Genomic DNA, 23,213 nt, shown 5'->3' with positions numbered 1-23,213 from the left:
TTTCCAATTACTTACTGATAATTCACTTCTTCTGCAAAGTAAATATCCTTCAAACGATCCTTTACGCGTTGAATTTCATCCGCTGTTAAAGGAGCCGTTGGACATAGCTTGAAGTTCCTTCCGGTGACATAGCTTACGTCCGTGTGACCATCCAAGTTGTAGTCCATCTTCGGAACCGGTTTTCGGGTATAATCGGTAAAGTCAATAATGGACCATGCCGCATCTCCATCCTCTTTGGATATAATAATCCGCTGTGAGGCATTTTCGGTCCACAAATAGCGCAGATTCGCTGGTGAATTATTGGAATCCATAGCCGTCTTAATACCTGAGCCTCTAAACATGAGCGTAAACTCCGTATGATCATTATTGGATCCTGCTACCGATTCATAAATCTGTTTCAGCCCGTCCACGCCTACAATCTCAACCTTGCGATCAACAGGGAAGTGGTTCACAAAATTCTCCCATATTGGAGCCATGTTATGGGTGTTGGCAAGTGCGTTGATGTCCAAAATAATGGACAAGTAGTTTACCGTATTTATACGTTGATAAGGGTTATCCAAATATTGCTGTACTATATACAGTTGTGGTGCTGCATCCGTCTCAGTCACATATGGGTCAAGCGGATGAAGAGTCCAGCGTGAGGAATCTTTCGTATAGCGTGATCCAATCGGATCAATCGTAACCGAGTTCATGAATACGGTACCGCTATTATCTGCTAGTCCCTGTGCGGGAACAATTGGATTGTCCTTATGGGACCAGTAAGGCATCAATGGAGAGCCCTCACCATACATACCGTTCACATTATATTGTGTAGCCGACCATCCCATCGCGGAAGTAATCCGATAGTGATCTTTAAGCCATTGAGTCTGTTCGGGATTTACCGTAAAGCTGGTCAATGATTTCGGAAGATACTTCCGATATTGGTCTGTATCCATGCTTTCAAACACCGATGGTGATCCCATTGTACCGGATTGGTGCAGCTCATTGAATGCATTGTAACGATACATATACATCCACTCGTCCATTCGAGCTTCCCAAATAGGAAACTTTAACTGGTTCGGATACCCATCCAACATTCCGACTTCATCTCCATACTGATCGACGAATGCCAAAACCTGTTTAAGCTGCGGGCGATTTGCTTCTACAAAAACAAATCCGTTTTCCATCGCCCACGTCACTTTGATATTGGGACCAAAGTGGTCCATCAGCAATTGACGCGCTTGCTTGATTTGATCTACCGTCGTCGCGCTTCCCTGCAGCATGATGGAGACAGCAAAGTATTGCTTTTTGCGTTCCCCGGGTTCTACCGTTAATTCCGCATCAGATGTGAAGTGAACCCCTTGAGATGGCGACTCAACCGTGATCTTTAATGGAATGACCGAGTTTACTGTCGGAATCAAATGCAGGTTGGCAATCTTCCCATCCTCATCAAATATTCCTCTGGAATCCTCTACCCGAAGTATCAAGTCTGAGGGCAGCAATCCAGGAGCTATAACCTCTCCATTAGCATTATGAAATACGTAGGACATATTCCAAGCAGCAGGATCTAAAGTAGCAGCCTCTGAAATGGTATACGTAGCCAAGTATACGGACCTGATTACGTTCGGTGGCTCTGCCGGCGGAGTCTTCCCTTTCACGATCAGCTTGGCCTGAGCTGTAAGGACCTGATAAGGTTTGGCAACGGTGACCTTCATTTCTACAGGAATGAAGCTGTCCGCAACCGGAATATTTTCGGGATGTGCAATTTTCCCTTGTTCATCAAAAATACCTAACCCATCACTAAATGTGTACGTAACACTTGTGACGCTGGCAGCAGGAATGCTTACGGGTCGCCCTTTATTGTAGAGCTGAAAAGATAGCTGATACGAAGGGTATGTCTCCGGTTGATTTACCAGCTCCTGCGCCTTGATTACGACCTCATCTACCAGAAAATCCGAAGAATGATCCGGTGGATCTACCGGAATTACTGGTGGTTTGGGTTTAGGTCCCGGCGGTGTCACCGACGGTTCCGGCTTCGGTTCTGGTGGTGTCACCGGAGATGCTGGTGAATCAGGGCTTGGGCGATGCCTTTTAGGCTCCTCGACTTCCGAATTCACAGGTTGTTGACTAATTTCCGGTGTCACATCGACCTCGATCTTCTTCGATTCTTGTTGGCTGGTCGTCTGAGGCATCGTTGCAGTTCCATCTCCTAATGACCCTAGCAAACGCTTGGCACGTTCTCTCAGACCGTCACCGCCTAACCATATTCGATAAGCAACCAGCGTGGCATCCTGCCGTCTCACAGACTCTTTAGGATGGAAATAGTGATTCGTATCTCCCTCGATCAGTTCCAGCCGTTCCATCAGCCATACGCTCGTTTGTGCATAATCTGATATATCAGATTGATCCACAAAACTGGATATACCAGCCGATCGGGTATTTTCAGTAACACCAAAATAGCGGGCATACCAAACGGCCATATCCTGACGAGTCATATTGTGCTTGGCACCGAATAATTGATCACTAATTCCTTTCGTAATGCTCTCTTCCTGTAAGGCCTGTACATAAGGTAGAGCCCATGGTGACACATCACGAAAAGAAGTTACGCCTCTGTTATTCGATGTTCGCTTTAAGGTTTTAGCGAAAATGCTTGCCCATTCCTGTCGCGAGATAAAATGTAAAGGTCGAAAGCTCCCATCCTGATAACCCGTAACATAACCTTGAGCAGCCATGGCCTCAATCGCATCAGCTGCATAGGAATGTTCGATATCGTTAAAGGCTCTGTCCGCAAAAACAGGCGCACTATGTATACAGAACAACCAGACAGCCAGTAAACCAGCCATGTAATGCCTAATTTGTTTTAACTTTTTTTCATAATTCATTATTCGGAATCATTACACCTCCTTTACTAGATAGCACTGAGCCACTTTCGCCTGTACTTTCATATCAACTTTGAAAATTAGTCTCTCTTGTTTTCAATCGGTTTTTCATTACTGTTAACACCAAACTGTATATACTTGAATTATCGGAATAATCTCCCTAGGATTGAATAAAGCCAGTAAAAAAAGTAGTTTTGGCAATCTACTATCCTGTTTATTCACCATCTTTTTTTAAGCCGTAATTCCCTATCACTAAACAATGGTTTTCATTGGTAATTAAATATTTATCATCTTTTTGTGTTACTATGTTGATCCCGTATACAAATAAAAAAAGAGATAACATCTGTATCCGCATTCGCTTGAAGAATACAAAATGTTATCTCGTTCTCGTGTACATATATACTTATAAAATCCTGTCTGCTGTTTTAATTCTCTTTAAACTCAGAACCCTTATAAACATAAAAGTAGCCGTTTAAAGCCCCATTTTGTGGATAGGCAGCAGGATCTTTGCCTTTTATTTGACCAACCAACTCTCGATTTATAAACGCAGGGGGGCCTTCCTCAACTAGCGCTTCAGCAGACATTCCAGTGATTGATTTTACTGTGTTGGACCAGAATGTAACTAAGTAGACATCGTCAGCATTAAAATGATAGCGTCCTTCACTTGGAGTTCCCTCATAAAACAGCTCTGCCAAAGAAGCTGCCTCAGACCCTCTCATAAAAATTCGAATCTCATCGGTTCCGTTCCATGTATGAGGAACTCCACCTTTTGGATTAACGTATTCTACAGTTTCTGGCTCCTTGTCGCTAATAAAATCAACAACTGCATATTTATAAACCTCATCTGTTACACTCTTGGTTGCAAATTCAGTTGTTTTCTCTGTTCGGTAGCCACTGAACTTTCCATACACATTCGGGGTTTTGCTAATCGCAGCAAAGGCCTTTTCCTGATCCATAAATCCAGCTCTACCAGCTACCGGTGTCAGCCTGTAGGTCTTGATTTCAGTCCCCTTGTACTGATCCCAAGTGTATTCGTAATAATATTTCGCATAAGATACTCCACTGTTCCAGCCTACGGATAACAGCATGAGAATACCTATCATGAATACTAACGGCCATTTTTTCAACTTCATACCCTCAACCTCTTTTCTCCAAGTACACTCAAATCATCATTAGCATTATAGCTTTTCAATAAATCTATCGACAGTTAAATATTAGAAGAAAGTGTGGATAAATTATGTCCTTGATAATTTACTATTTGCCTGTGTTTTACTGATCGGTTGCAGCTTTGAGACGTTTTTCCATTTCTGTAGACACCATAATGTTTAATAGCCCCATAAGATTATTGGTCTCATCTCTTGCTTTTTGATAGGCCGCAGCGAAGGCTTTTTCATTCGCGGCAGGGTTTTTAATGTCACTTAGTTTCTTCCACTCGGGCTTAACGCGTTGATCGTACATATCGTACAAGCTGATGTCTGTAGGTGTCTGGGCAACAGGCATCATAGACTCAAATTTCGAGGCAACCTTAAAAAATCCCAGCGTATTTTGGACCGATGGACTAGAATAATCATGCGTCTTCATCGCTTCTTCTAAAATATGAAGTCCCTCTCGTGACAAATAGAGCATTTTGACGAGTCCTCTTTCTGTATTAGAGGTTTCCTCCCACTTCTTGTAGGACTCACCTGGAGCAACTCCCTCTGTAAAAAAATTATAAGCTTCATGAATAAATTCATCTGTATTCAGGTGGATGGGTTCTTCTGTATATAAATTCACGACAGAATCACTGTAATTTGCAATGTTTACATGTTTCCCAGTTGGATCGGAAACCCGCCGAATCGGATGATCCTGCACTCGTACCAGTCCATAACGATCGGCAAAGGTAAGAAGCTGCTCCTGCGTCGTATTTAACCCTATTTGTCCTGCTGGCTGATCGGGTTTCGTTGCTTCTTTAGCCACGTCGGAATACGTCTTTCCATTACTTTTTGTAGCTTGGTCTGTAGTATTGCTCACAACACCATCCACACCAGCCTGTTCCGCATTGTCCGCCTTGGCATTCTGTGTAGTCGTAGTGGTTGCCGTTGCTGCTCCAGTCGTAGATTCACCTTCAATTTGCTTCTTGGAGTCACCGCATGCGGTCAGCATAGCAGTTAAACTTATTACAGCAGTCAAAAAAATAATATACGCTTTTGCCTTCATCAGTATCTTCCTCATTTCCTTATGTATCATTCTTTCGTGGTTTGATAGTAGACTTCAATAATATGGAATTAATCTTATCAAAAATAAAAATGAGAGAATACTGGACCATACTCCTGATTATCTTCGATGATTCTATAGTAATTCGTTGTTTTCTGAACTAAAGTCGTGGCTCTCAACCTATATAATGGGCAAATTGCCCGTTGACTTTCGGAATACTTGATCCTCGGTACTACTCCTGCCTGTTCAAGTTACATCATATTTGGTTCCTAGTTTTCTAAAACCGATCGTGCTGTTTTAAATCAGTAGGTTGTAGTAAATCGAATATTTCAAACGAAAGCACCTGTAATTCATATAGAAATGGATGAATTACAGATGCTTATCTATTAGTTCGTAATGAGACTCCCTATTTTATTGTTTTTATGAATATTTTCCGTTCCGGCATCCAATGCAGTTTTGTAATATGAGCATTTATGTTCAATAACTTCCATTGTTTTTTTAAGTTCTTCCATTTGTGCTTCTACAGTAGCTTTTCGTTCCATAAACATGTCATATCTTTGTTGTAGTGTGGAATCCCCACCAGAACACCAATCAATGAAATTTTTAATTTCTTTGATCGGCATCCCGGTGGATTTTAGACATTCAATTATTTTTAAAGCGTCGATATCGGATTCTTTAAATAATCTTGTTCCGCTAGATGTCCGTTCTACAAAAGGCATAAGTCCCTCTTTGTCGTAGTAACGCAAAGCGTATGCTGTAAGATTCAATTCTTTTGCAACTTCGCTGATAGAATACGTCTTCATCATGTATCTCCTATTCTTAATGACATAGACTTCGAGTTAACTCTATGATATAAGGGGGATTCTATCAAGTTATTTGTAGAATGTCAAAGTCCCCTTATAGGAAAAGTAGAATCAGATGCTATCTAACGAAATATAATTAGCAAGAAAACAACATTACTGAATAGACGCTTATAAACCTGCGCTTGACTTAGAGTTAACTATAAGGATTAACATTGATTTGCAAGAGAAAAAGTATAAATGGAAATGAATGAAGGGGAACTTCAACCGACTTCAGCTAGTTTTCAATTTATACCGATATAACTGCATTCTCTTGAAAAATAAAAATAATTGGAGGCTATTTATGATAACTGCTAAAGCACGAGCTGTCGATGGCCCAGACAAACCGTTTCGATCGGCTGAAATTAAACGACGGGATCTTGATTCACACGATGTTCTGATTGAAATTAAATATGCCGGCATATGCCATTCTGACATCCACACTGCTCACGGCGAATGGGGCCCAGTGAACTACCCTCTCGTACCTGGACATGAAATTGCAGGGATTGTCACGGAGGTAGGATCTGAGGTTACAAAGTACAGCGTTGGTGACCGGGTAGGGGTTGGCTGTATGGTTGATTCCTGTGGCGAATGTGAGAACTGTCGTAAAGGAGAGGAACAATACTGCCTTAAAGGAAATGTCCCTACCTATGCTGGTGTTGACAAATACGGCGAGCCTACACAAGGCGGATATTCTACCCACATTGTCGTAACTGAGGATTTTGTAGTGAAAATTCCAGATAACATTGAGCTTGACGTGGCTGCTCCATTACTTTGTGCAGGTATTACGACTTATTCACCGTTGAACCGCTGGGGTGCTGGTCCAGATAAAAAAGTGGCCGTTGTGGGAATGGGAGGCCTTGGTCATATGGCTATCAAGATTGCACATGCTATGGGTGCTGAGGTAACCGTTCTATCCCAAACATTAAAGAAAAAAGATGATGGCTTGCAATTTGGTGCGGACCACTATTATGCTACAAGCGAACCAGAAACATTTAAAAAACTTGCTGGGCACTTTGATTTGATCATTAACACGGTAAGTGCTGCCATCGATATGGATGCTTATTTTGCACTACTCAATCTAGACGGAACTTTGGTGAATGTCGGTGCCCCTGGGGAGCCGTTGTCACTAAATGTGATGTCCCTTATCGGACATCGCCGTTCATTTGCTGGTTCAATGATAGGAGGCATCCGTGAGACACAGGAAATGTTGGATTTTTGTGCAAAACACAATATTGTTCCTAAAATTGAAGTAATTTCGGCCGACCAGATTGACGAAGCCTACAAACGAGTGTTAGCTTCTGATGTGAAGTATAGATTCGTGATTGACATTAGCACAATGTAAGCTATGTAAATCATAAGTTGTACAAGTGATTTTAATTGTGAAGGTGTCCCCAAAGTATTACTTGGGACACCTTCACTTTATTCTGTGTACCATCCTATTGTCCATTTCCTCTTTTTGTATTTATTTGTAATCCAAAGATTCCACCCTTAGAATATAATACATTAGGAATAAATAGGAAGGTGGAACTTATCTATGTTTAAGAAAATGGATATTTACAAAATCCTCACTTTAATATTTGCTGTAGTTGTTATGATCTCTTCCTCTTTATCACTCGCATACCCAAACACCTACGAGGATTTGTACAAAGTCTCACAATTTTTTCTAGGGTTTATATTTTTATTTTCGGGAATTACAGAGTTTAAGGCTAACCGTAAGAGTATGGCAATAATCAACTTCTCCATTTTCGTTCTCACTTTTTTTGTATTTGTATTTACACTTGTAGTGCGAACTGGATAACCACACGGTTCTATACCTCAGTAACAACCTTTCCATAGCCCCTCCCTCGTCATGTAAAAGAAAAGCCGAGCGAACTCAGGTCATCTGAATTGCGCTCGGCAAATGTTACGTATTTAGCAATCTTTTAGTTTTCCTCTAATTCTTCAATTCTCTGCCGCTTTCCTATGCCAAAGACAAAATATCCAACAATGACGATCGCCATGAATGTTGCCCCGACAATCAACGACAAGCGTGTGTCTGGATTAAACCACATTCCAACGATCACAAGCAACAAAAAGACAATGGTGATGTAATTACTGATTGGAAAAAAACGAGATTTAAAGGTGTGATCCTTCATTTCATCCTTCCACTTTTTCCTGAATTTAAATTGACTGATGGCTAATGCAAACCACGGTACCATGCCTGGAAGAACACTGGCGCTGTAAATATACAGAAACAGTTTGGAATCAGGCATTAAATAGTTAAATAACACCCCTACCAGTAGCAAGGAAATGGTCGTTATTATACTATTTCTAGGGACGCCGCTTGGAGAAACTTTCCCAAAGAACTTAGGAGCTTGTCCGTTCTTAGCCAATGTATATAACATTCTGCCCGCACTGTAAATACCACTGTTACAACCAGACATCGCAGCTGTAAGTACAACAAAGTTAATGATACCCGCAGCAGCCACAATTCCTACCTTGGCAAAAGTTAGAACAAATGGACTACCGATCTCGCCTATTTGGTTCCAAGGATAAATCGTAACAATGACAAAGATTGCACCCACGTAGAAAATCAGAATACGCCAGATGATGTTTTTAATGGCTTTTCGCAGTGTCATTTTCGGATTTTCTGCTTCACCTGCCGTAATACCCACCATCTCTATCCCTTGGTAAGCCGCTGTTACAATGCAGAGTGCAAATAGAAACCCTTTCAAACCACCTGCAAAGAAGCCGCCCTGGCTGTACAGATTGGATAGACCTATCGGTTGTCCACCGTTACCGAGACCAAAGAAGATCATCCCCGTACCCACTACTAGCATGAAGATAATGGCGACAATTTTAATCATCGCAAACCAAAACTCAAATTCCCCATAAAATTTCACAGCCGCCAAATTGGCCAATGCAATAATAATTACACCTGCCAAAGCCGGCAACCATTGCGGGATATCCGGGAACCAGTAGCCCACATATACCCCAATCGCAGTGACTTCTGCCATCCCTACGGTAACCCATAAAAACCAATAGCTCCAGGCGGTCAAGAAACCGGCTAAAGGGCTGATATATTTATGAGCAAATGTAGCGAATGAGCCTGTCACCGGTTCAAGAATCAGCATTTCCCCCATGATCCGCATGACAAAAAACATAATAATCCCAGCTAAGAGATAAGCCAACAGTACTGAGGGACCTGCCCATTTTATCGTACTTGCCGACCCCATAAACAAACCGACGCCAATCGTGCCTCCAAGCGCAATCAACTCAACGTGCCGTGGCTTTAGCCCTCTCGTTAATTGTTTCGATTCCAAAAGAACGCTCCCCTTCGTATATGTTCATCATCAAACGCTAATGATCCGGAAAACTGCCCCCAAACATTATTAATTTTTCAGACTGACGTGGTCGTGAGTGAACGACTACAAAGTAGTTCCACGATTCTTAAATATACAAGGAAACCACGTCCTATTTACCGTCCAAACCTTACTGTTTCTAAGACCGAATCCGTAGCATTAGATGCATTGTATGACAAAAAACGCCTAAATACAACTGCTAATTCGCAGACATATTTAGGCATGAAATGGAAAGGAAGGTGATTCATGTTTTCTGAACAATGGTCAATTTAATGCGATGCATTAGAGTGCTAAACATAACTAGTTTTTCAATGATAAATATCACGATATTAAGCCTATGTATTTATTTGAGACTTTTTATAAAATTTTTCTGATCCTTGGTAAACATATAGCCACGTCGTTCATAGAACCTGTGAGCCTGTATCCGACTTGGGTGAGATAACAGTTTGATCCCGGAAAATCCATGGGACTTTCCCCACTGTTCAAGACGCTCAATCAACATGCTACCTACACCTTGATTTCTATACTTTTCTTTAACAACAAATCCTAGTATATTCACCAAAGATTCAGAAAAAAGTAATTCATGTGGGCTTCCATGAATATATCCTAATACCTCGTTGTTTTCTTCATAAACAAAGATTACATCTTTTGATTCCTTTATAATCATTTCAATCTTCTCTTTTACTTTTACTTCAGGAAATAGATCTAGATTGGGATTAAAGTCTTGGTTTAACAAATAAATATCATGATAATCAGTTGCCCTAATTTCCCTAACATTTTTTTCTTTCACTTTTTGAAAGCCCCCTATTTTCATCATCCGATGCTTTATGTCGAATCATTACTCCTCGCAATCTTGACCGTTAAAACAATTCAGCATACCAATAAACGCTTCAAGTTTGGAATTCTCCCATGTTGAAATACGTTGATAAAACTCATTTTCTTTTTCTTTTAAAGCTTCTAGGGCTTTTTCACGACCATTAGCTGTCAGGGATATTAACACTCCCCGACGATCCTCAGGGTGAGTTTCACTTTTTACATAATTCAAGTGTTTAAGCTGAGTAACAAGTCGGCTGACAGAGCTTCGATCCATAGCGGTGGATTCCGCCAAAAATGTAGCGCTTGCCGGACCGTACGAAAGAAGGCAGCGTACGATCAGAAAAGCCGCAGGTTGTAATGATGGATCGAAAAGTGCCGCTGTTCTTACATTGAGTGCATGTGACGCGCTTATAAGTGCATTAAGTTGTTCACCAAGATTCAGTTCTAATTGCTCTCTTGTAGAATTTGAATGTTGAGTTTTATGATCCATATGTCTCCACCTTATTTGAATGAGTTCGAATATATTTGACATATATCAATTAAAATACATATACTTGATATATATCAATCATATTTTCGGCTTTGGTAAGTGTCAAGCAGAAGATCTACAGTATAAAGCATCTACAACCGTAAAGCGTAAGCATGAATAAGAATGTAATTGGATCGAGAATTAGGAGGATGATGTATATGTCGACATACCCGACTATTGTAATCACTGGTGCTACTAACGGTCTTGGACAATTAGTAGCAATTGAATTAGCCCAACGCGGAGCGCATCTAGTCTTAACAGCCAGAAATGAAAAGCGTGCTGAAACGACTAAAAATATTCTAAAAGATCTGGCGCCAAGTACAAAGGTAGACTTTTTTTTCGGGGACTTGTCTCTTATGAAGGATGTCAGGCGTATTGGTGATGAAATTAAAGCTAATTATCCAAAGATTGATGTATTAGTGAACAATGCTGGATTACATGGATTTGAACAGCGAATAACCTCAGAGGGTTTGGCAGAAATGATAGCCGTAAACTATCTTGCCCCGTGGCTGTTAACGCATACCCTACTCAATTCACTAATGGAATCCACAAATGCTAGGATCGTCAATGTGGCTTCTGAAGCGTCACGCAACCATGGCGAATTAAAATTACCGGAGGATTTAACAGATATATCTGCATTTACCGCAAGAGGTTCATCTAAGATATACGGAAAGACTAAACTTCTTAATATCATGTTTACAGAAGAACTTGGACGCCAGTTGGATGGAACCGGAATCGTAGTTAACGCACTTAATCCAGGATTTAACGTTACTGGCCTTGGCCGTGAGTTGGGATTTTCTTCAGTACTTGCAAAAATATTGAACACTTTGCATATTGGAGACCCACGGAGAGGAGCAGAAATTATTATTCGTTTAGCAACAGAATCTCAATATCGAGAAGTGACAGGTGGATATTTTAATGTTGGCACTGGTAAGCCGATTGTGCCGACATATCCTGGTGGGGATAGCAAGATGCAACGCCTACTTTGGAGTACTACTACCGAATTGTTACGGCAAAAAGGGGTTATGGCATGAAATAGGAGCTATTATCAAATAATGCCCCCCAACGAATGGTTCATTTTGTAAACTAAATCTCTCTTTTAACCGATAAATACATATGCTGGTTTTGTACTTAAATATCTCCTCCCATCTTTACATATTCAAGTACAAACGTGTATTTTTCCTAAAAGGGGGCTTCCTATGAACTATCTAGACGAGCATATACTTAGCCTCAAAGCTAAAATGGTGGATCGGAAGACAGCTAATAACGATAATGTGAAATCCATTCCAGCTCAAACTCAGAAATCGGAACAGGACGGTTCCATGTTTGAAGAAACAAAGCTACTTCATATTGAAAACGATTATCTCGCATTGGAGCCCATTACAATACTACACGGAGAAATTGGTTTCTACATTCCCAAGTCCTTTACTCCTATGCCAATGGAGCAAGCTATAATCAAATATCCTTCAGAGCATCGACCAAAGGTCATTTATACCTCATCTGAGGAGACCATCAATATTACTTTTAATCCTACAGATACCGCTCTGGAAGCGAAAGAACTGCCCGATTTTGTAGAGCAAATGGCGGATATTTTACGGTCTGTACAACCGATTCGCAACTGGTTAGGTACCGAAATGGTCACTAACCGTTCAGGACTTTCAGTTGGGCAGATTCGTTTTGTGACGGCTGGGATCGACGGTAATCTATACAACGAAATGCTGCTCTTTATCCACAATGAACGAGTTGTCATAGGTTCCTTTAGCTGTCTGGAGGCAGATCTCGAAGTATGGTTACCTGTAGCAGAATACTGGGTTCAATCCCTTTCTGTCCTTCCACCCTCCGCCTATTCTATAAATGAGAAAGGAATGACTACACCATGAGTCTGGGATACGATCAAATTCAAATTCACCCTTATGAACAAATGGATCTGGAGGAGCTCACCTTAACGAAAAAAATTAACGAGCATACTCGGCTTTATTTCACAGGTGTTATCCCTGAAGACTTGCAAGACAGTTATGTAGAGACGACAGAAAAAAAAACCATCATTGAAGTCAGTCAACAAGATGAATCTGGTACAAGCAAACCGCTATTTAGCGGCATTGCCCTCTCAGTCGAGGTAAAAGTCGTGCGAGGTGTGTACTATCTGGAAGTGGAAGCTATTTCTCATACGTACCGGATGGACATCAAGCAGCGTACCCGCTCTTTTCAGTATACGAAAATGACGATTCCTCAAATGCTGGAGCACATAGGTAAGGACTATGAAGGACTGGATGTGATCGACGGGGCTACTGGCGGAGAAGCCATCGGGCGGCTTGCCATTCAGTATCAGGAGACAGACTGGGAATTTCTGAGACGCATAGCCTCCCGTTATCATACGAGTCTGATGCCTGTAGCCCGTTTTGACAGTCCCAAATTTTATTTTGGTATTGAGGACAGCCCTGCACAGGCGATACTGGATCATACCCGTTATACCGTACGTAAGCAATTGCTTCCTTTTCGTTATTTTCAGGAGAATGAACAGACCAAACTGAGTGAACACGATTTTATTTTTTATGAGGTAGAAACGGATGAGGTACTCGACTTGGGCGCTCAGTTGAATTTTCAGGGGCATAATCTGTATGTGATGGAAGCCTACACCGCCATGAGTCAAGGACTGCTGCGGCATCAGTATGTGTTGGGTTCTTACCAGGGATTTAGGCAAAAAAGCTACTACCAGGATAAGCTGGCAGGAGCCTCATTAAGCGGTACTGTGCTGGACGTACGTCAGGATCAGGTGCGCATTCATCTGGATTGTGACGAACAACAGGACGCAAGCAAGGCACATTGGTTCAACTATTCTACTGTGTACAGTGGCGGTGGCCATACCGGCTGGTACGTCATGCCAGAAAAAGGCGATTCAGTTTCCCTCTATTTCCCCGGTAGTCGGGAAGAAGATGGCGTGGCAGGTAGTGCCGTGAGACGGGCAGATCGCAAGAGTACGTATAACCATTTTTCCAATCCACAAATGAAAATATGGCGTACCCCGCATGGCAAGGAAATTCGACTGGGACCAGATGAACTGGTCGTTACAGCCAAGGACGGCGCTATTTACATCAAACTGGATGATAGAGAAGGTATTCATATCACCAGCAGCAAGCAAGTGAATATTTCGGCAGGAGGCAATCTCAGCCTGTCTGCGGGAAAGACGATGAGCCTGTCCGCAGGTAGTCAGCTCCGTATGGATTGTAACGGCAGTCATATTGAATTAAGCGGGTCGGCGGATATGAAAGGCAGCGAAGTGAAGTCAAATTAAGGATGATTAGCAATGGAAAAGCAAACAGATGTGTTAGATCAGCAACAAGCAGCTCTTCAACAGGCTTGGTCTCTCATTCGCAAAGAATGGGCGTTGAAATGTAAATCAACACAAACACAACGATTACAGCATATAGTAGAACATTTTCGGGCCTTTTGTGAGCTGATTCGGCAAAAGCAACTCACAGGTCGTAAAGGTCATATCGGTTACATCACCTACTCCATGCTGCGCACCACATGGATTGAAGAGAAGCCCGTTTATCTTGTTGAAGCTACGGATGCCTTATGGATGCTTGATGCTGAGCCCGTTCAGTTGGAGTACGATGCAAGTTGGATTTTTCCCTATTGGACTCAATTACGTGAACAACTTGGGGCTGAAACTTTGAAGCAGCAAGTCTCCCTTTCCGAACTTGAATTGGAACAGATCATGCTGGAAGCAGCGGGATATCTTCATACGATGATCGTTAGTCTGGTTCGTCAGACTATGAAGCAAGCAGTCGACCTACTAGAGTTTGAGGCGTTGGATCGTGAAGAAGCTTTTGAGATTCGCGTCGGAGAGTATATGGATCATAGTGTCTCTGTGTATCGGGAAGATCGAAGACCCATGGATGCAAACATCATAAAGTCTTGGCTGGAGGAAAAAGAAGAATCGGCCTACAGCTACCAAGCACTGTCTCAAGTTCAACTGTCGGATGGAGATTACAGTTCCTTGGATTTTCGCTATACAGTCTTTCGCCAGATCGAGATGCAACAAAGTCGATTGCATCACTGTATCCTCGTAGGCACGGTATGGCAAGAAGCTCAGCTAGATGGAACCGACTTTTCGCACAGCCTGCTTCACGGAGCCGATTTCCGTGGTTGTTCCCTGCAAGAGGCTGTGCTGGACGAAGTTTTAAGCAATAGCGAATATGGATCGGATGCTTGGCTGGATTGGGAACCGTTAGGATTGGATGGAGTGAATTTTACAAGAGCTAATTTACAGGGAGCTAGTTTTCAACATGCACAGCTTCAAGGAGCTACTTTCCAAGATGCCACGCTGCAAAGAGCTTTATTTAACGGCGCGGATCTAACAGGTGCCTGCTTTGTAGGAGCCGATGTTACTGGCGCTTCGTTTATAGGTGCATGTTTAGTAAAAGCTAACTTTACAGGAGCAAAACTACACCGGGCAAGCTTTACAGATATCCAACTAAGCGAAGCCATTGGCCTTGCTGCTGTAGAAGCACCCCTGGTTACACAGGTAACAGATACAGTGAGTAAAGGAGAGTGGGGGTAAATGAGATATTTTCAACTCATGGTGGACGAGCGCGTCAAGTATCGGGTGGAGCCTGCTTCCCTGTCTCCCTTACAGGTGGAAGAACTCCTTGCGGATCACAGAATCCAGACGGAGGACACTCCCCTGTTTTTAGCTGTACATACAGATTCACGAACCGTATATCCAGATTTTCTGGAGTTCCCTTTGCCGCTAGTTTCAGACTCCATGAAAGCCCTGTTGGAAAAATATATGCCGGGACTGGAATGGAAAGCAGCTATACTTACCGATTTCCAGCAAGCCAGGCAGGATGTGTACTGGGTACTGCGTCCACCTGTGGTAGATTGTCTTTCCTCACAAACCGAGTGGTATCCCGACCATACCTTGAAGCAATTGGTACTTAAACACGGGAAAATCGAATCGTCTATATTTCGGATTGCTGGCTTGTTGGAAGCACATATCTATATCAATCTCGCGGTAGCGGAAAGTCTGCTGCGTCGTCCATTTACAGGTGTTCGTGTGCAAAAAGTGGAGATGGCTAATGAGGAGGAATAATCCGTATGGAAGAAGCAAGTGTGCAGCCTGGAACAGGTGCGAAAAAAAGCTATGTCGTGGCAGGTGCGATTTTAAGCTGTAGTTACGGTACACAGCCTACGCGTTTGAAGCGCCCTTTTAGCCACGGGGTGTATGTCAAAAATAAAGCACAGATGAATATTGGAGATTATGTGCCTGGAGTGAACATAAAATCCTTCGGGAATTGCTCCAGTCCGCTGAATCCGGCTGTGCAAGCCAGTGAGATGGTCGATATTTATGGGGTGAAAAAGGCCCCGTGTATTCCTGTCCTTACGATGCCTTGGCTGAACGGGAAAAGTGACATTCGCATCGAAGGCCAGCCCGCTCTTACGCAGAACTGTACGCATCAATGTCTTTATTGCGGACACATACAGATCGAAAATGACGGTCAGGAGCTGGATTAATCAGTTGCAGCCTACCAAAATAAAAACAAAATGCGTTGGTGAGAGATTGGCTATCTTCACCACCAACGCATGATATAGGTTATCTTCAAATCGTTCGCCCGCATCAGGTACCGCAAAAGGTGCGGTAAGGACAGGTGGATTCCTCAGGCAATGTAGAGTACATTTCCTGTTCGGTAGAGTAGGCATAAGGGTTCGAAAGAACTTCAAGAAGCTTCTCCATCACACGGTAGTCTTCTCGTTCCACCGCAGCTTCCAGTGCTTCTTCTACCCGGTGGTTGCGTGGGATGATTGCAGGATTACTGCTGCGCATCTGCTGACGCGAGGAGGCTTGTGATTCCTGCTGTCTGCCCAGTCTCTCCTGCCACTGCTCGTGCCACTGGGTGAATTCTGCAGTGCTGAACAGAACCATATCCTCCAGCTTGCTCAAAGTTAGGGCACGGAATGTATTGGTGTAGTCGGCACGATGCTTCTGCATGATATTCAGAAGCTCCTCAATAAGAGATTCATCCTCCTGCTCTTCGTTAAAGATCCCCAGCTTCGCTCGCATTCCTGCAAGCCAATGATGGTGAAACATTTTCACAAAATCTGAAATTGCATCCTCAGCCAGTGTGACAGCCTGCTCCCTGTTGTCATGCAGCAGTGGCAAGAGCGTCTCAGCAAATCTCGCGAGATTCCACGCAGCAATATGCGGCTGATTGGCATAAGCATAGCGTCCCTGCCTGTCGATGGAACTGAATACCGTCTCAGGATCATAGGTATCCATGAAGGCGCAAGGACCATAATCAATGGTTTCTCCGCTAAGGGTCATATTGTCGGTGTTCATCACCCCGTGAATAAAACCAACCAGCTGCCATTTGGCAATCAGCTCGGCCTGACGCTTAATCACTTCCTGAAGCAGTGAAAGGTAACGGTTTTCGTCATTGGCAACTTCCGGGTAGTGTCTTTCCAATGTATAATCAGCCAGAGCACGGAGATCTTCGGACGTGCCCCATGCTGAGACGTATTGAAAAGTTCCGACGCGAAGATGACTGGCAGCCACACGGGTCAGAATGGCACCGGGCTGCTCGGTTTCCCGGATGATCGTCTCACCTGTGGATACCACCGCCAAGCTGCGGGTGGTAGCAATACCTAGCGCATGCATCGCCTCACTAATGATGTATTCACGAAGCATCGGACCAAGTGCCGCACGCCCGTCACCACCACGGGAGTATGGCGTTCTGCCAGAGCCCTTGAGCTGAATATCAACCCGTTCACCCAAGGGATTGATCTGTTCGCCAAGCAGCAGAGCACGACCGTCTCCTAACATGTTAAAATGCCCGAATTGATGTCCTGCGTAAGCTTGAGCAAGAGGCGTAGCCCCTTCAGGAATTTGGTTGCCGGCCAGCTCCGCTACGCCATCATTCCTTTGCAGCGCCGTGCCGTTCAACCCCAGTGATGCTGCCAACGGATGATTAAGTATAATCAGCTTTGGTGAGCGGACAGGAGTTAGGTTGAGCTTTGTAAACATGGATTCCGGCAGACGAGAGTAACTGTTGTCGAAGTTCCACCCTATTTTATCTGCTATTTCTTTTCTCTCCGTCATAGTGTCTCCTTTTCTGCTGTGGTATCTTGGATTTTCCCCTTTTAGTTTTTACCTCTGTCCATTTATTATCCACTTTTCACCATGCTATTGTGCTTTTTAGCTTTTAACAACCTTTTTATTGTAATCGATTATCAAACATTAATTGTATTTGAATACCGAACGGGTCTTCAATAATACCGTAGGCTTGGCTAAACATATTATTAGATAAAGGCACGATAATTTTCACGCGATTATCTGTAATTAAGCTATGATAAAAATGTTTAATTTCTTCTAAGTCAGCACTTTGAATACATAATGAAGTGTTATTACCAACTGTATATTTTTCACTGGGATTCATTGTATCTTCTGCTATCATTACTTTTGTTTTTCCGATGGATAAGACAGAATGAGAAATATAATTTTCATTTTCATCCGTAATCTGTATGGAACTGTCACGTTGGGCCATGTCTTGATAGGTAACCAGAAACAATTCCTCTGCGTTGAAGTGTTTTTTGTAAAAATGTATAGCTTCCTTTGCCTTTCCGTTCATGGATAAGAAAATAGCTACTTCCAGTGTTGCACTCATGATATCAATCTCCTTTATATATAATCTTAGTCAGGATTTTGTAAAATCCTCAGGTAGATATCTTATGAATTTGATATATTCCCTTAAGCTTATTATCATATAAAAAGGTATCAAAACATGACACCTTTATAAGGAGGTTTAGATGAAGAAATCAGAAAGATTAAATGATATGATCAGATACTTAAACAGTCGAGAGTTCTTTAATTTAAATGACCTGATGGATAAATACCATATTTCAAAAAGTACAGCTCTACGTGATATTCATTCATTAGAACAATTAGGTATGCCTATTTTTTCGGAACATGGCAGACATGGGCGATATGGTATCTTAAAAAATAGGTTGTTATCTCCCATTATTTTCACGATGGATGAAGTATATGCTCTGTACTTTGCAATGTTGACGTTAGAAGCTTATCAATCCACCCCCTTTCATTTAAGTATTAATAAACTCAATGAAAAGTTTGAACACTGTCTTTCTAAAACACAAATAGACCAGATTCATAAAATGAAAAAGGTCTTACAATTTGAAGTATATCAGCATACTCATGTTAGTCGTTATTTAGATAAAATTCTAACAAGCATTCTTAATGAGAGTACCTGTAAAGTTAAATATGTAAAAAATAATCAGAAAAAAAGTTACTATATTCAATTTTTCAAAATTTCCGCTAAGTTTGGTCAATGGTATGCTACTGGCATAGAGTTAAATACGAATAAATATAGAGTTTTCAGATGTGATCGAATAACCTTAATAGAAGAAGAGGAGAGCAATTCTGACTTTTCTATAGATGAGCTCCTTAATCGTTCATTAGAAATGTATCAATCCGAGAAGAGCATTGACTTTGAAGTAGAGATTGTAGAACAAGCGAAGGACATTTTCTATAAAGAACATTATCCCTCTATGAAAATAGAAAATGGTGATAAGACAGTCATTAAGGGATTCTATAATCCTGGAGAAGAAGAGTTTATCGCTCATTATTTTATGAGATATGGTCATTATGTACGATCTGTGAAGCCTGAATCTTTAAAACAGATTATTAAAGAAAAAGTTGAGCATCTCTTGAACCACTATCAAAAATTATAAGATCATCGAAGGTTTGTTCAACATTTCCTCTACCTTTTAGCAAGGAAAAGAAGGATCAAGCTCCTTTTCCTTGCTAACGATGACATTTGAATTATGGCTTCCGTTTGGCGATAACAGCATAGGAGACCGTTCTTGTGAATCCAGTTGGATTCCATGCAGTAAAGAACCATCTGTCTTCCGCCGCAGAATAGTTATCGAGAAGAAACCCTTGCTGATTTCCAGAGAAAATCCATGAACCACTAATCAGATTGTAGTCGTTACCGTTAATCGTAGTGCTTCTAAAGCTATTTGGGGGGATAGTAACCGCAGCGAAAGTGAAACGCGCAAATCCATCTCCAAGTTGAGTTACACGAATGGCTTTTTTAAGATTCATAACCACGTGACTTCTTTTTTTCAGTTTTTTCCCCAGTTTTGCTTCCGCTTTTCTAATTTTAACTAAGGTTGCCTTTCTCAAAGAAATCATCTCCTTCATTGTTTTACTTATAGTTAATGATGGAGTAGATACTTTTGAATGGACAAAATCCCCGGTAAATTGGCTGGATTTTCTGGAGGTGCTAAAACAAAGAGCCCTTCCTTAAATAAAGGAGGGCTTGACACCGCTACTCTTATTATTTTCCGTTTCTATACCGATTTTGTTAAGCCAATACGAGTGATCATGGTGTCATACGGATCTAATTCCATCGTTTGTTTGCCATATTCCGTATCAACCGTCGTTCTTTGAAGTTGATCGCTATTGTTAATAACCACCAACATTTTACTTTCTGGATAATAAGCACACTCTGTATATAGGTTATCCGTAATATACTTCGTTTCATGTAACTCATTGCCCGCAAAGCGAATCATATTCAGCAGCAATCTTGTGTTCTCCCAGCTGAATTCGAATGAAGGAAGGTAAATTCCCTTTCCTTTACCGAAGGCATGTGTAGACAGTGTTATCATACCACTTGCTTCCTCCACTACCGCAGCTGACCCATCCGTAAGATAAATGCTATTCTTTGGCGTTATACTTGCCCCCTCAGGCACCAAACCATACTCATCCCTAACCTCATATGTCCATCTTCCATGACCTACCCTGGAGCCTGTATCCTCATCCAGTCCGAGAACATGCGCCATTCTAAAAAAGCTGTCGTGACCTTCTACCGCCGAAGGCTGATTGATGCCAATAAAGGTACCCCCCTCATAAACCCATTGGGTCAGTAAGTCCACACACTTGTTGTCATTCCAGTACTCCCCACCACTCCATGCTGAACCAGCAGAGCCGGCATTGATCACTACATCACAATCCTGTAGAATTCCCTGACGGATATCTTCAAAATTAATGAACTCAACTTCAACCGGCAATCCAGATAAAGCTTCATTGACATGAATCAAATCATGCATATACGTTTCATGGAAATGTCCGGACAAGGTCCACGATCTCAATTTTCCCCAGCTATGCAGAATAGCTACCTTCGTCTTCATATGATAGGGTTTGCCTTCGTGGTGCAGTTCTTTAATTTCTCTGAATTCATTGGCAATCTTTTCGATGTAATCGCAAAAATCCGGGTAAGGCTCTACAAGGTGCAAATATCCGCCCAATCCAATCCGGTCAATAGGCTCCCGCAGCAAGGCGCGCCGGATATTAATCCAATACTTTTTGGCATCCAGCGTGGGGTCGCCCCCCTCCATAAAGGTAGGAAGCCCGCCTAAGCCAACCGGAAATAAGTATGGATGCAGCCGAATCTCATGCGTATTCACTTTCACACCTGAACACAGCCTCGCCTCATAACCTGAGAACACACATTTGATCAATCCGTCAAAACCAAGCTCTTGGAAACGGTCATTATAGGGCTCCATACCAACCCAACTGTCATCATAAAACACATAGGCCAGCTTGTCGTGCTTATGCACAATATCAATTAATTTCTTGCCAAATTCGATTACAAAATCATTGATAAATGCCATCCAATCCAGCTTGCGCTGCTCAGCCGGGATATGACTGACGCGGTATTTCCCGCCATTCACAAAATCCTCGGCAGTCATCGAATACCCGTATTTCTTGGCAAACAGATCAAGCGCTCTTGAACTTACCGTAAAATCGTATGAACCCCAGTCAGAGAACAGATGGCGATTGCGCTCATCGCTGCCCCAGATCCAGGCGAAATTATAAAATAAGGAAGTAAACCGAACAACCGTGGTTTCCTTATGATGGAGACACCAATCTTCCATCCAATCCAGCAGATACTGTTGCGTTTCTGCATAGATAGGATCTATCTGCATCAAATGCTCTTTGTCCCAATGATTCGTGGTGTGATTGTACATGGAAATCTCTTCCCAGATCCGGTAGACCATGAAGCTCACCGTGTATTTATGCCAAGGAGCAATTCCGGTAATGACCACGTTTCCGGATTCCCTTTCATAATTCCACTGTTCTCTTGGAACTTCCTCTCCGGTCGTTCTGTCAAAAACCTGCCAATAGTTAAACGCCTCTTTGGAATCATTCACTTTGAACTGTTCAGCAAAAAAATCCTCCATCAGATAGATGGATACATAATCTTGTACAGCTACCTTTGGATTTGTAATTAAAAAACACTGCTGCAGCTTATCCAGATGGTGGGACGCCCACTCATTATGATCTCTGATGATACAGATTGTCGAATATATGCCGTACCCAGCATTTATAATCTCATCGGACAATTGCGTGCCGTCACTATCACGGATGACATCGGCACCCCACCGTTCAGCTAATTTCAGGGTCAGCGCCTCATAACCAGATTCTCCCGGTAGTGTAAAGCCCCCCGTTGTTTGTTTGGACAACTTGGTTCCCTCCTAATTCAACATATCGGATAGAAAGGCCAATGCCAGGCCTTGACCCCAGCCCTGAATCCAGTCTTTTGGAATATTGCGATACCCATCCCGATCTTTCATAACCGCTGTGCCGCCCGACACACCTAGTACCCGTCCGTCCTCGCTGATATGGTTCAAGATGCCCTCCAATGCCTTTTGCACGTATTTGGTATGCAGCGGATTACCGTTATTGATCATGGCCGCCGCGATACCGCAAGATGCCGACACTTCTTCATAGGACTCCTCGTCATCCAGTACCGTCCGCCACAAACCATTCTCCGTTTGAACACCCTTTAGTGCCGCCAGTTGATCCCGAAGCGAACACTCTACGTCCATGCATTGCGGATACAAGTACCAGTCTTTTAAATGAATTTTGACTTGCGACATGGTATATGCTCCCCAAGCATTCGCTCTCCCCCAGAAAAATCCGGACATGTGATCCTGCTTGACATTATTGTAGCCATGGTACCAGAGACCGCTACTCGGGTCTTGCAGGTATTTGATATGCCAGTAATATTGATTTAAGGCGTCCTGGATCATGGCCTCATCCTTTAATTTGGTTCCTACACGCAGCAGAAAAAATGCCGCCATAAACAATGTGTCCGCCCATGCCTGTTCTGGAAAATCATTAGCCACGGATACCGTATGCTGCAAAACATGGTCTCCGAACCGGAGAGCATTGTTTTGGATGTAATCCACCTTGCTCATCACAATATCCCAATATTTTGGGTCTCCTGTTTCTTCATACAACGTGATCAGCATATGGCCCATAGCACATGTGTTTACCGTCCAGTGCGGCAGACCCAGCTCGATATATTCATCTGCCCACTGCACAAGCATATTCAAATACTCTTTATTTCCTGTTTTCGTATAGGCTCTGGATACACCATAATAAGCCACACCGCAAGGCCAGTCCCACGTCAAATCCATCGCCATGGTTTTTCTGACGACTTTGTCGATAACTTTTAATATCTCTTCCTTGTCACAAATCAATTGAAGCATCTTTATTCCCCTCTCTTAGCGCCCACGCCCCCAAAAGCGCTTGAGAGCTGTTCGTCACTAT

General features: G+C 42.6%; 20 protein-coding genes. 8 read left to right on the top strand and 12 right to left on the bottom strand.

The window, feature by feature from the left end:
* Nucleotides 1-11: 11 nt before the first annotated feature.
* The 4 genes from NSQ57_RS04510 to NSQ57_RS04495 all read right to left on the bottom strand — a co-directional run bounded on the left by NSQ57_RS04510 (nucleotide 12) and on the right by NSQ57_RS04495 (nucleotide 5,854).
* Nucleotides 12-2,861: an S-layer homology domain-containing protein gene (locus NSQ57_RS04510; protein WP_342425683.1), complete on the bottom strand. Its 2,850-nt coding sequence runs from the start codon at nucleotides 2,859-2,861 to the stop codon at nucleotides 12-14.
* Nucleotides 2,862-3,283: 422 nt separating this feature from the next.
* Complete coding sequence (locus tag NSQ57_RS04505) at nucleotides 3,284-3,991, bottom strand: hypothetical protein (RefSeq protein WP_342425682.1); 708 nt, start codon at nucleotides 3,989-3,991, stop codon at nucleotides 3,284-3,286.
* A 136-nt stretch (nucleotides 3,992-4,127) separates the two neighbouring features.
* Nucleotides 4,128-5,054, bottom strand: a complete 927-nt coding sequence (locus NSQ57_RS04500) for a hypothetical protein (protein ID WP_342425681.1) — start codon at nucleotides 5,052-5,054, stop codon at nucleotides 4,128-4,130.
* A gap of 383 nt (nucleotides 5,055-5,437) precedes the next feature.
* The gene (locus NSQ57_RS04495; protein WP_029517092.1) at nucleotides 5,438-5,854 is read right to left on the bottom strand and encodes a MerR family transcriptional regulator; all 417 of its coding nucleotides are present in this window, start codon (nucleotides 5,852-5,854) and stop codon (nucleotides 5,438-5,440) included.
* 340 nt (nucleotides 5,855-6,194) lie between these two features.
* Between NSQ57_RS04495 and NSQ57_RS04490 the strand changes: the two genes are divergently transcribed.
* On the top strand, nucleotides 6,195-7,235 hold the full coding sequence (locus NSQ57_RS04490; RefSeq protein ID WP_029517093.1) for an NAD(P)-dependent alcohol dehydrogenase: 1,041 nt from the start codon (nucleotides 6,195-6,197) through the stop codon (nucleotides 7,233-7,235).
* Nucleotides 7,236-7,815: 580 nt separating this feature from the next.
* Here the strand turns inward: NSQ57_RS04490 and NSQ57_RS04485 are convergent.
* The 3 genes from NSQ57_RS04485 to NSQ57_RS04475 form a co-directional block, all read right to left on the bottom strand.
* Nucleotides 7,816-9,195, bottom strand: coding sequence for an amino acid permease (locus NSQ57_RS04485; RefSeq protein WP_061831603.1), 1,380 nt, complete (start codon nucleotides 9,193-9,195; stop codon nucleotides 7,816-7,818).
* A 382-nt stretch (nucleotides 9,196-9,577) separates the two neighbouring features.
* Complete coding sequence (locus tag NSQ57_RS04480) at nucleotides 9,578-10,024, bottom strand: GNAT family N-acetyltransferase (protein ID WP_342425680.1); 447 nt, start codon at nucleotides 10,022-10,024, stop codon at nucleotides 9,578-9,580.
* Between the two features lie 48 nt (nucleotides 10,025-10,072).
* Nucleotides 10,073-10,540: a MarR family transcriptional regulator gene (locus NSQ57_RS04475; protein WP_029517097.1), complete on the bottom strand. Its 468-nt coding sequence runs from the start codon at nucleotides 10,538-10,540 to the stop codon at nucleotides 10,073-10,075.
* Between the two features lie 197 nt (nucleotides 10,541-10,737).
* Here NSQ57_RS04475 and NSQ57_RS04470 point away from each other — a divergent pair, with 197 nt between their 5' ends.
* The 6 genes from NSQ57_RS04470 (at nucleotide 10,738) to NSQ57_RS04445 (ending at nucleotide 16,096) form a co-directional block, all read left to right on the top strand.
* A complete protein-coding gene (locus NSQ57_RS04470; RefSeq protein WP_209949980.1) occupies nucleotides 10,738-11,613 on the top strand; it encodes an SDR family NAD(P)-dependent oxidoreductase in 876 nt (291 codons plus the stop codon).
* A 165-nt stretch (nucleotides 11,614-11,778) separates the two neighbouring features.
* Nucleotides 11,779-12,459 carry a hypothetical protein gene (locus NSQ57_RS04465; protein ID WP_342425679.1) on the top strand — a complete coding sequence of 227 codons (681 nt, stop codon included), beginning with the start codon at nucleotides 11,779-11,781 and terminating at the stop codon, nucleotides 12,457-12,459.
* On the top strand, nucleotides 12,456-13,871 hold the full coding sequence (locus NSQ57_RS04460; RefSeq protein WP_342425678.1) for a phage baseplate assembly protein V: 1,416 nt from the start codon (nucleotides 12,456-12,458) through the stop codon (nucleotides 13,869-13,871). The genes NSQ57_RS04465 and NSQ57_RS04460 overlap by 4 nt, the downstream gene beginning before the upstream one ends.
* A 12-nt stretch (nucleotides 13,872-13,883) precedes the next feature.
* Nucleotides 13,884-15,143: a pentapeptide repeat-containing protein gene (locus tag NSQ57_RS04455; RefSeq protein ID WP_342425677.1), complete on the top strand. Its 1,260-nt coding sequence runs from the start codon at nucleotides 13,884-13,886 to the stop codon at nucleotides 15,141-15,143.
* Nucleotides 15,144-15,674 carry a hypothetical protein gene (locus NSQ57_RS04450; protein ID WP_342425676.1) on the top strand — a complete coding sequence of 177 codons (531 nt, stop codon included), beginning with the start codon at nucleotides 15,144-15,146 and terminating at the stop codon, nucleotides 15,672-15,674. It abuts the gene before it with no gap.
* Nucleotides 15,675-15,679: 5 nt separating this feature from the next.
* Nucleotides 15,680-16,096 carry a DUF4280 domain-containing protein gene (locus NSQ57_RS04445; RefSeq protein WP_342425675.1) on the top strand — a complete coding sequence of 139 codons (417 nt, stop codon included), beginning with the start codon at nucleotides 15,680-15,682 and terminating at the stop codon, nucleotides 16,094-16,096.
* A gap of 103 nt (nucleotides 16,097-16,199) precedes the next feature.
* Here NSQ57_RS04445 and NSQ57_RS04440 read toward each other — a convergent pair whose 3' ends face one another.
* The gene (locus tag NSQ57_RS04440; RefSeq protein WP_342425674.1) at nucleotides 16,200-17,678 is read right to left on the bottom strand and encodes a YdiU family protein; all 1,479 of its coding nucleotides are present in this window, start codon (nucleotides 17,676-17,678) and stop codon (nucleotides 16,200-16,202) included.
* Between the two features lie 115 nt (nucleotides 17,679-17,793).
* On the bottom strand, nucleotides 17,794-18,243 hold the full coding sequence (locus NSQ57_RS04435; protein ID WP_340954330.1) for a VOC family protein: 450 nt from the start codon (nucleotides 18,241-18,243) through the stop codon (nucleotides 17,794-17,796).
* A gap of 142 nt (nucleotides 18,244-18,385) precedes the next feature.
* On the opposite strand from NSQ57_RS04435, the gene NSQ57_RS04430 reads away from it, so the two are divergent.
* Complete coding sequence (locus NSQ57_RS04430; RefSeq protein WP_029517106.1) at nucleotides 18,386-19,324, top strand: YafY family protein; 939 nt, start codon at nucleotides 18,386-18,388, stop codon at nucleotides 19,322-19,324.
* Between the two features lie 91 nt (nucleotides 19,325-19,415).
* Here NSQ57_RS04430 and NSQ57_RS04425 read toward each other — a convergent pair whose 3' ends face one another.
* The 3 genes from NSQ57_RS04425 to NSQ57_RS04415 all read right to left on the bottom strand — a co-directional run bounded on the left by NSQ57_RS04425 (nucleotide 19,416) and on the right by NSQ57_RS04415 (nucleotide 23,152).
* Entirely contained in the window at nucleotides 19,416-19,787 is a 372-nt protein-coding gene (locus tag NSQ57_RS04425; protein ID WP_342420173.1) for a hypothetical protein, read from the bottom strand.
* A 158-nt stretch (nucleotides 19,788-19,945) separates the two neighbouring features.
* Entirely contained in the window at nucleotides 19,946-22,120 is a 2,175-nt protein-coding gene (gnpA, locus tag NSQ57_RS04420) for a 1,3-beta-galactosyl-N-acetylhexosamine phosphorylase (RefSeq protein ID WP_342425673.1), read from the bottom strand.
* Between the two features lie 12 nt (nucleotides 22,121-22,132).
* A complete protein-coding gene (locus tag NSQ57_RS04415; RefSeq protein ID WP_342425672.1) occupies nucleotides 22,133-23,152 on the bottom strand; it encodes a glycoside hydrolase family 88 protein in 1,020 nt (339 codons plus the stop codon).
* Nucleotides 23,153-23,213: the final 61 nt, after the last annotated feature.

This window comes from Paenibacillus sp. FSL L8-0502 (genome assembly GCF_038593055.1).
GTDB classification, from domain to species: Bacteria; Bacillota; Bacilli; order Paenibacillales; family Paenibacillaceae; genus Paenibacillus; species Paenibacillus polymyxa_D.
The sequence above is the reverse complement of the archived record's forward strand: the minus strand, read 5'-3'. Positions and strand labels throughout refer to the sequence as shown.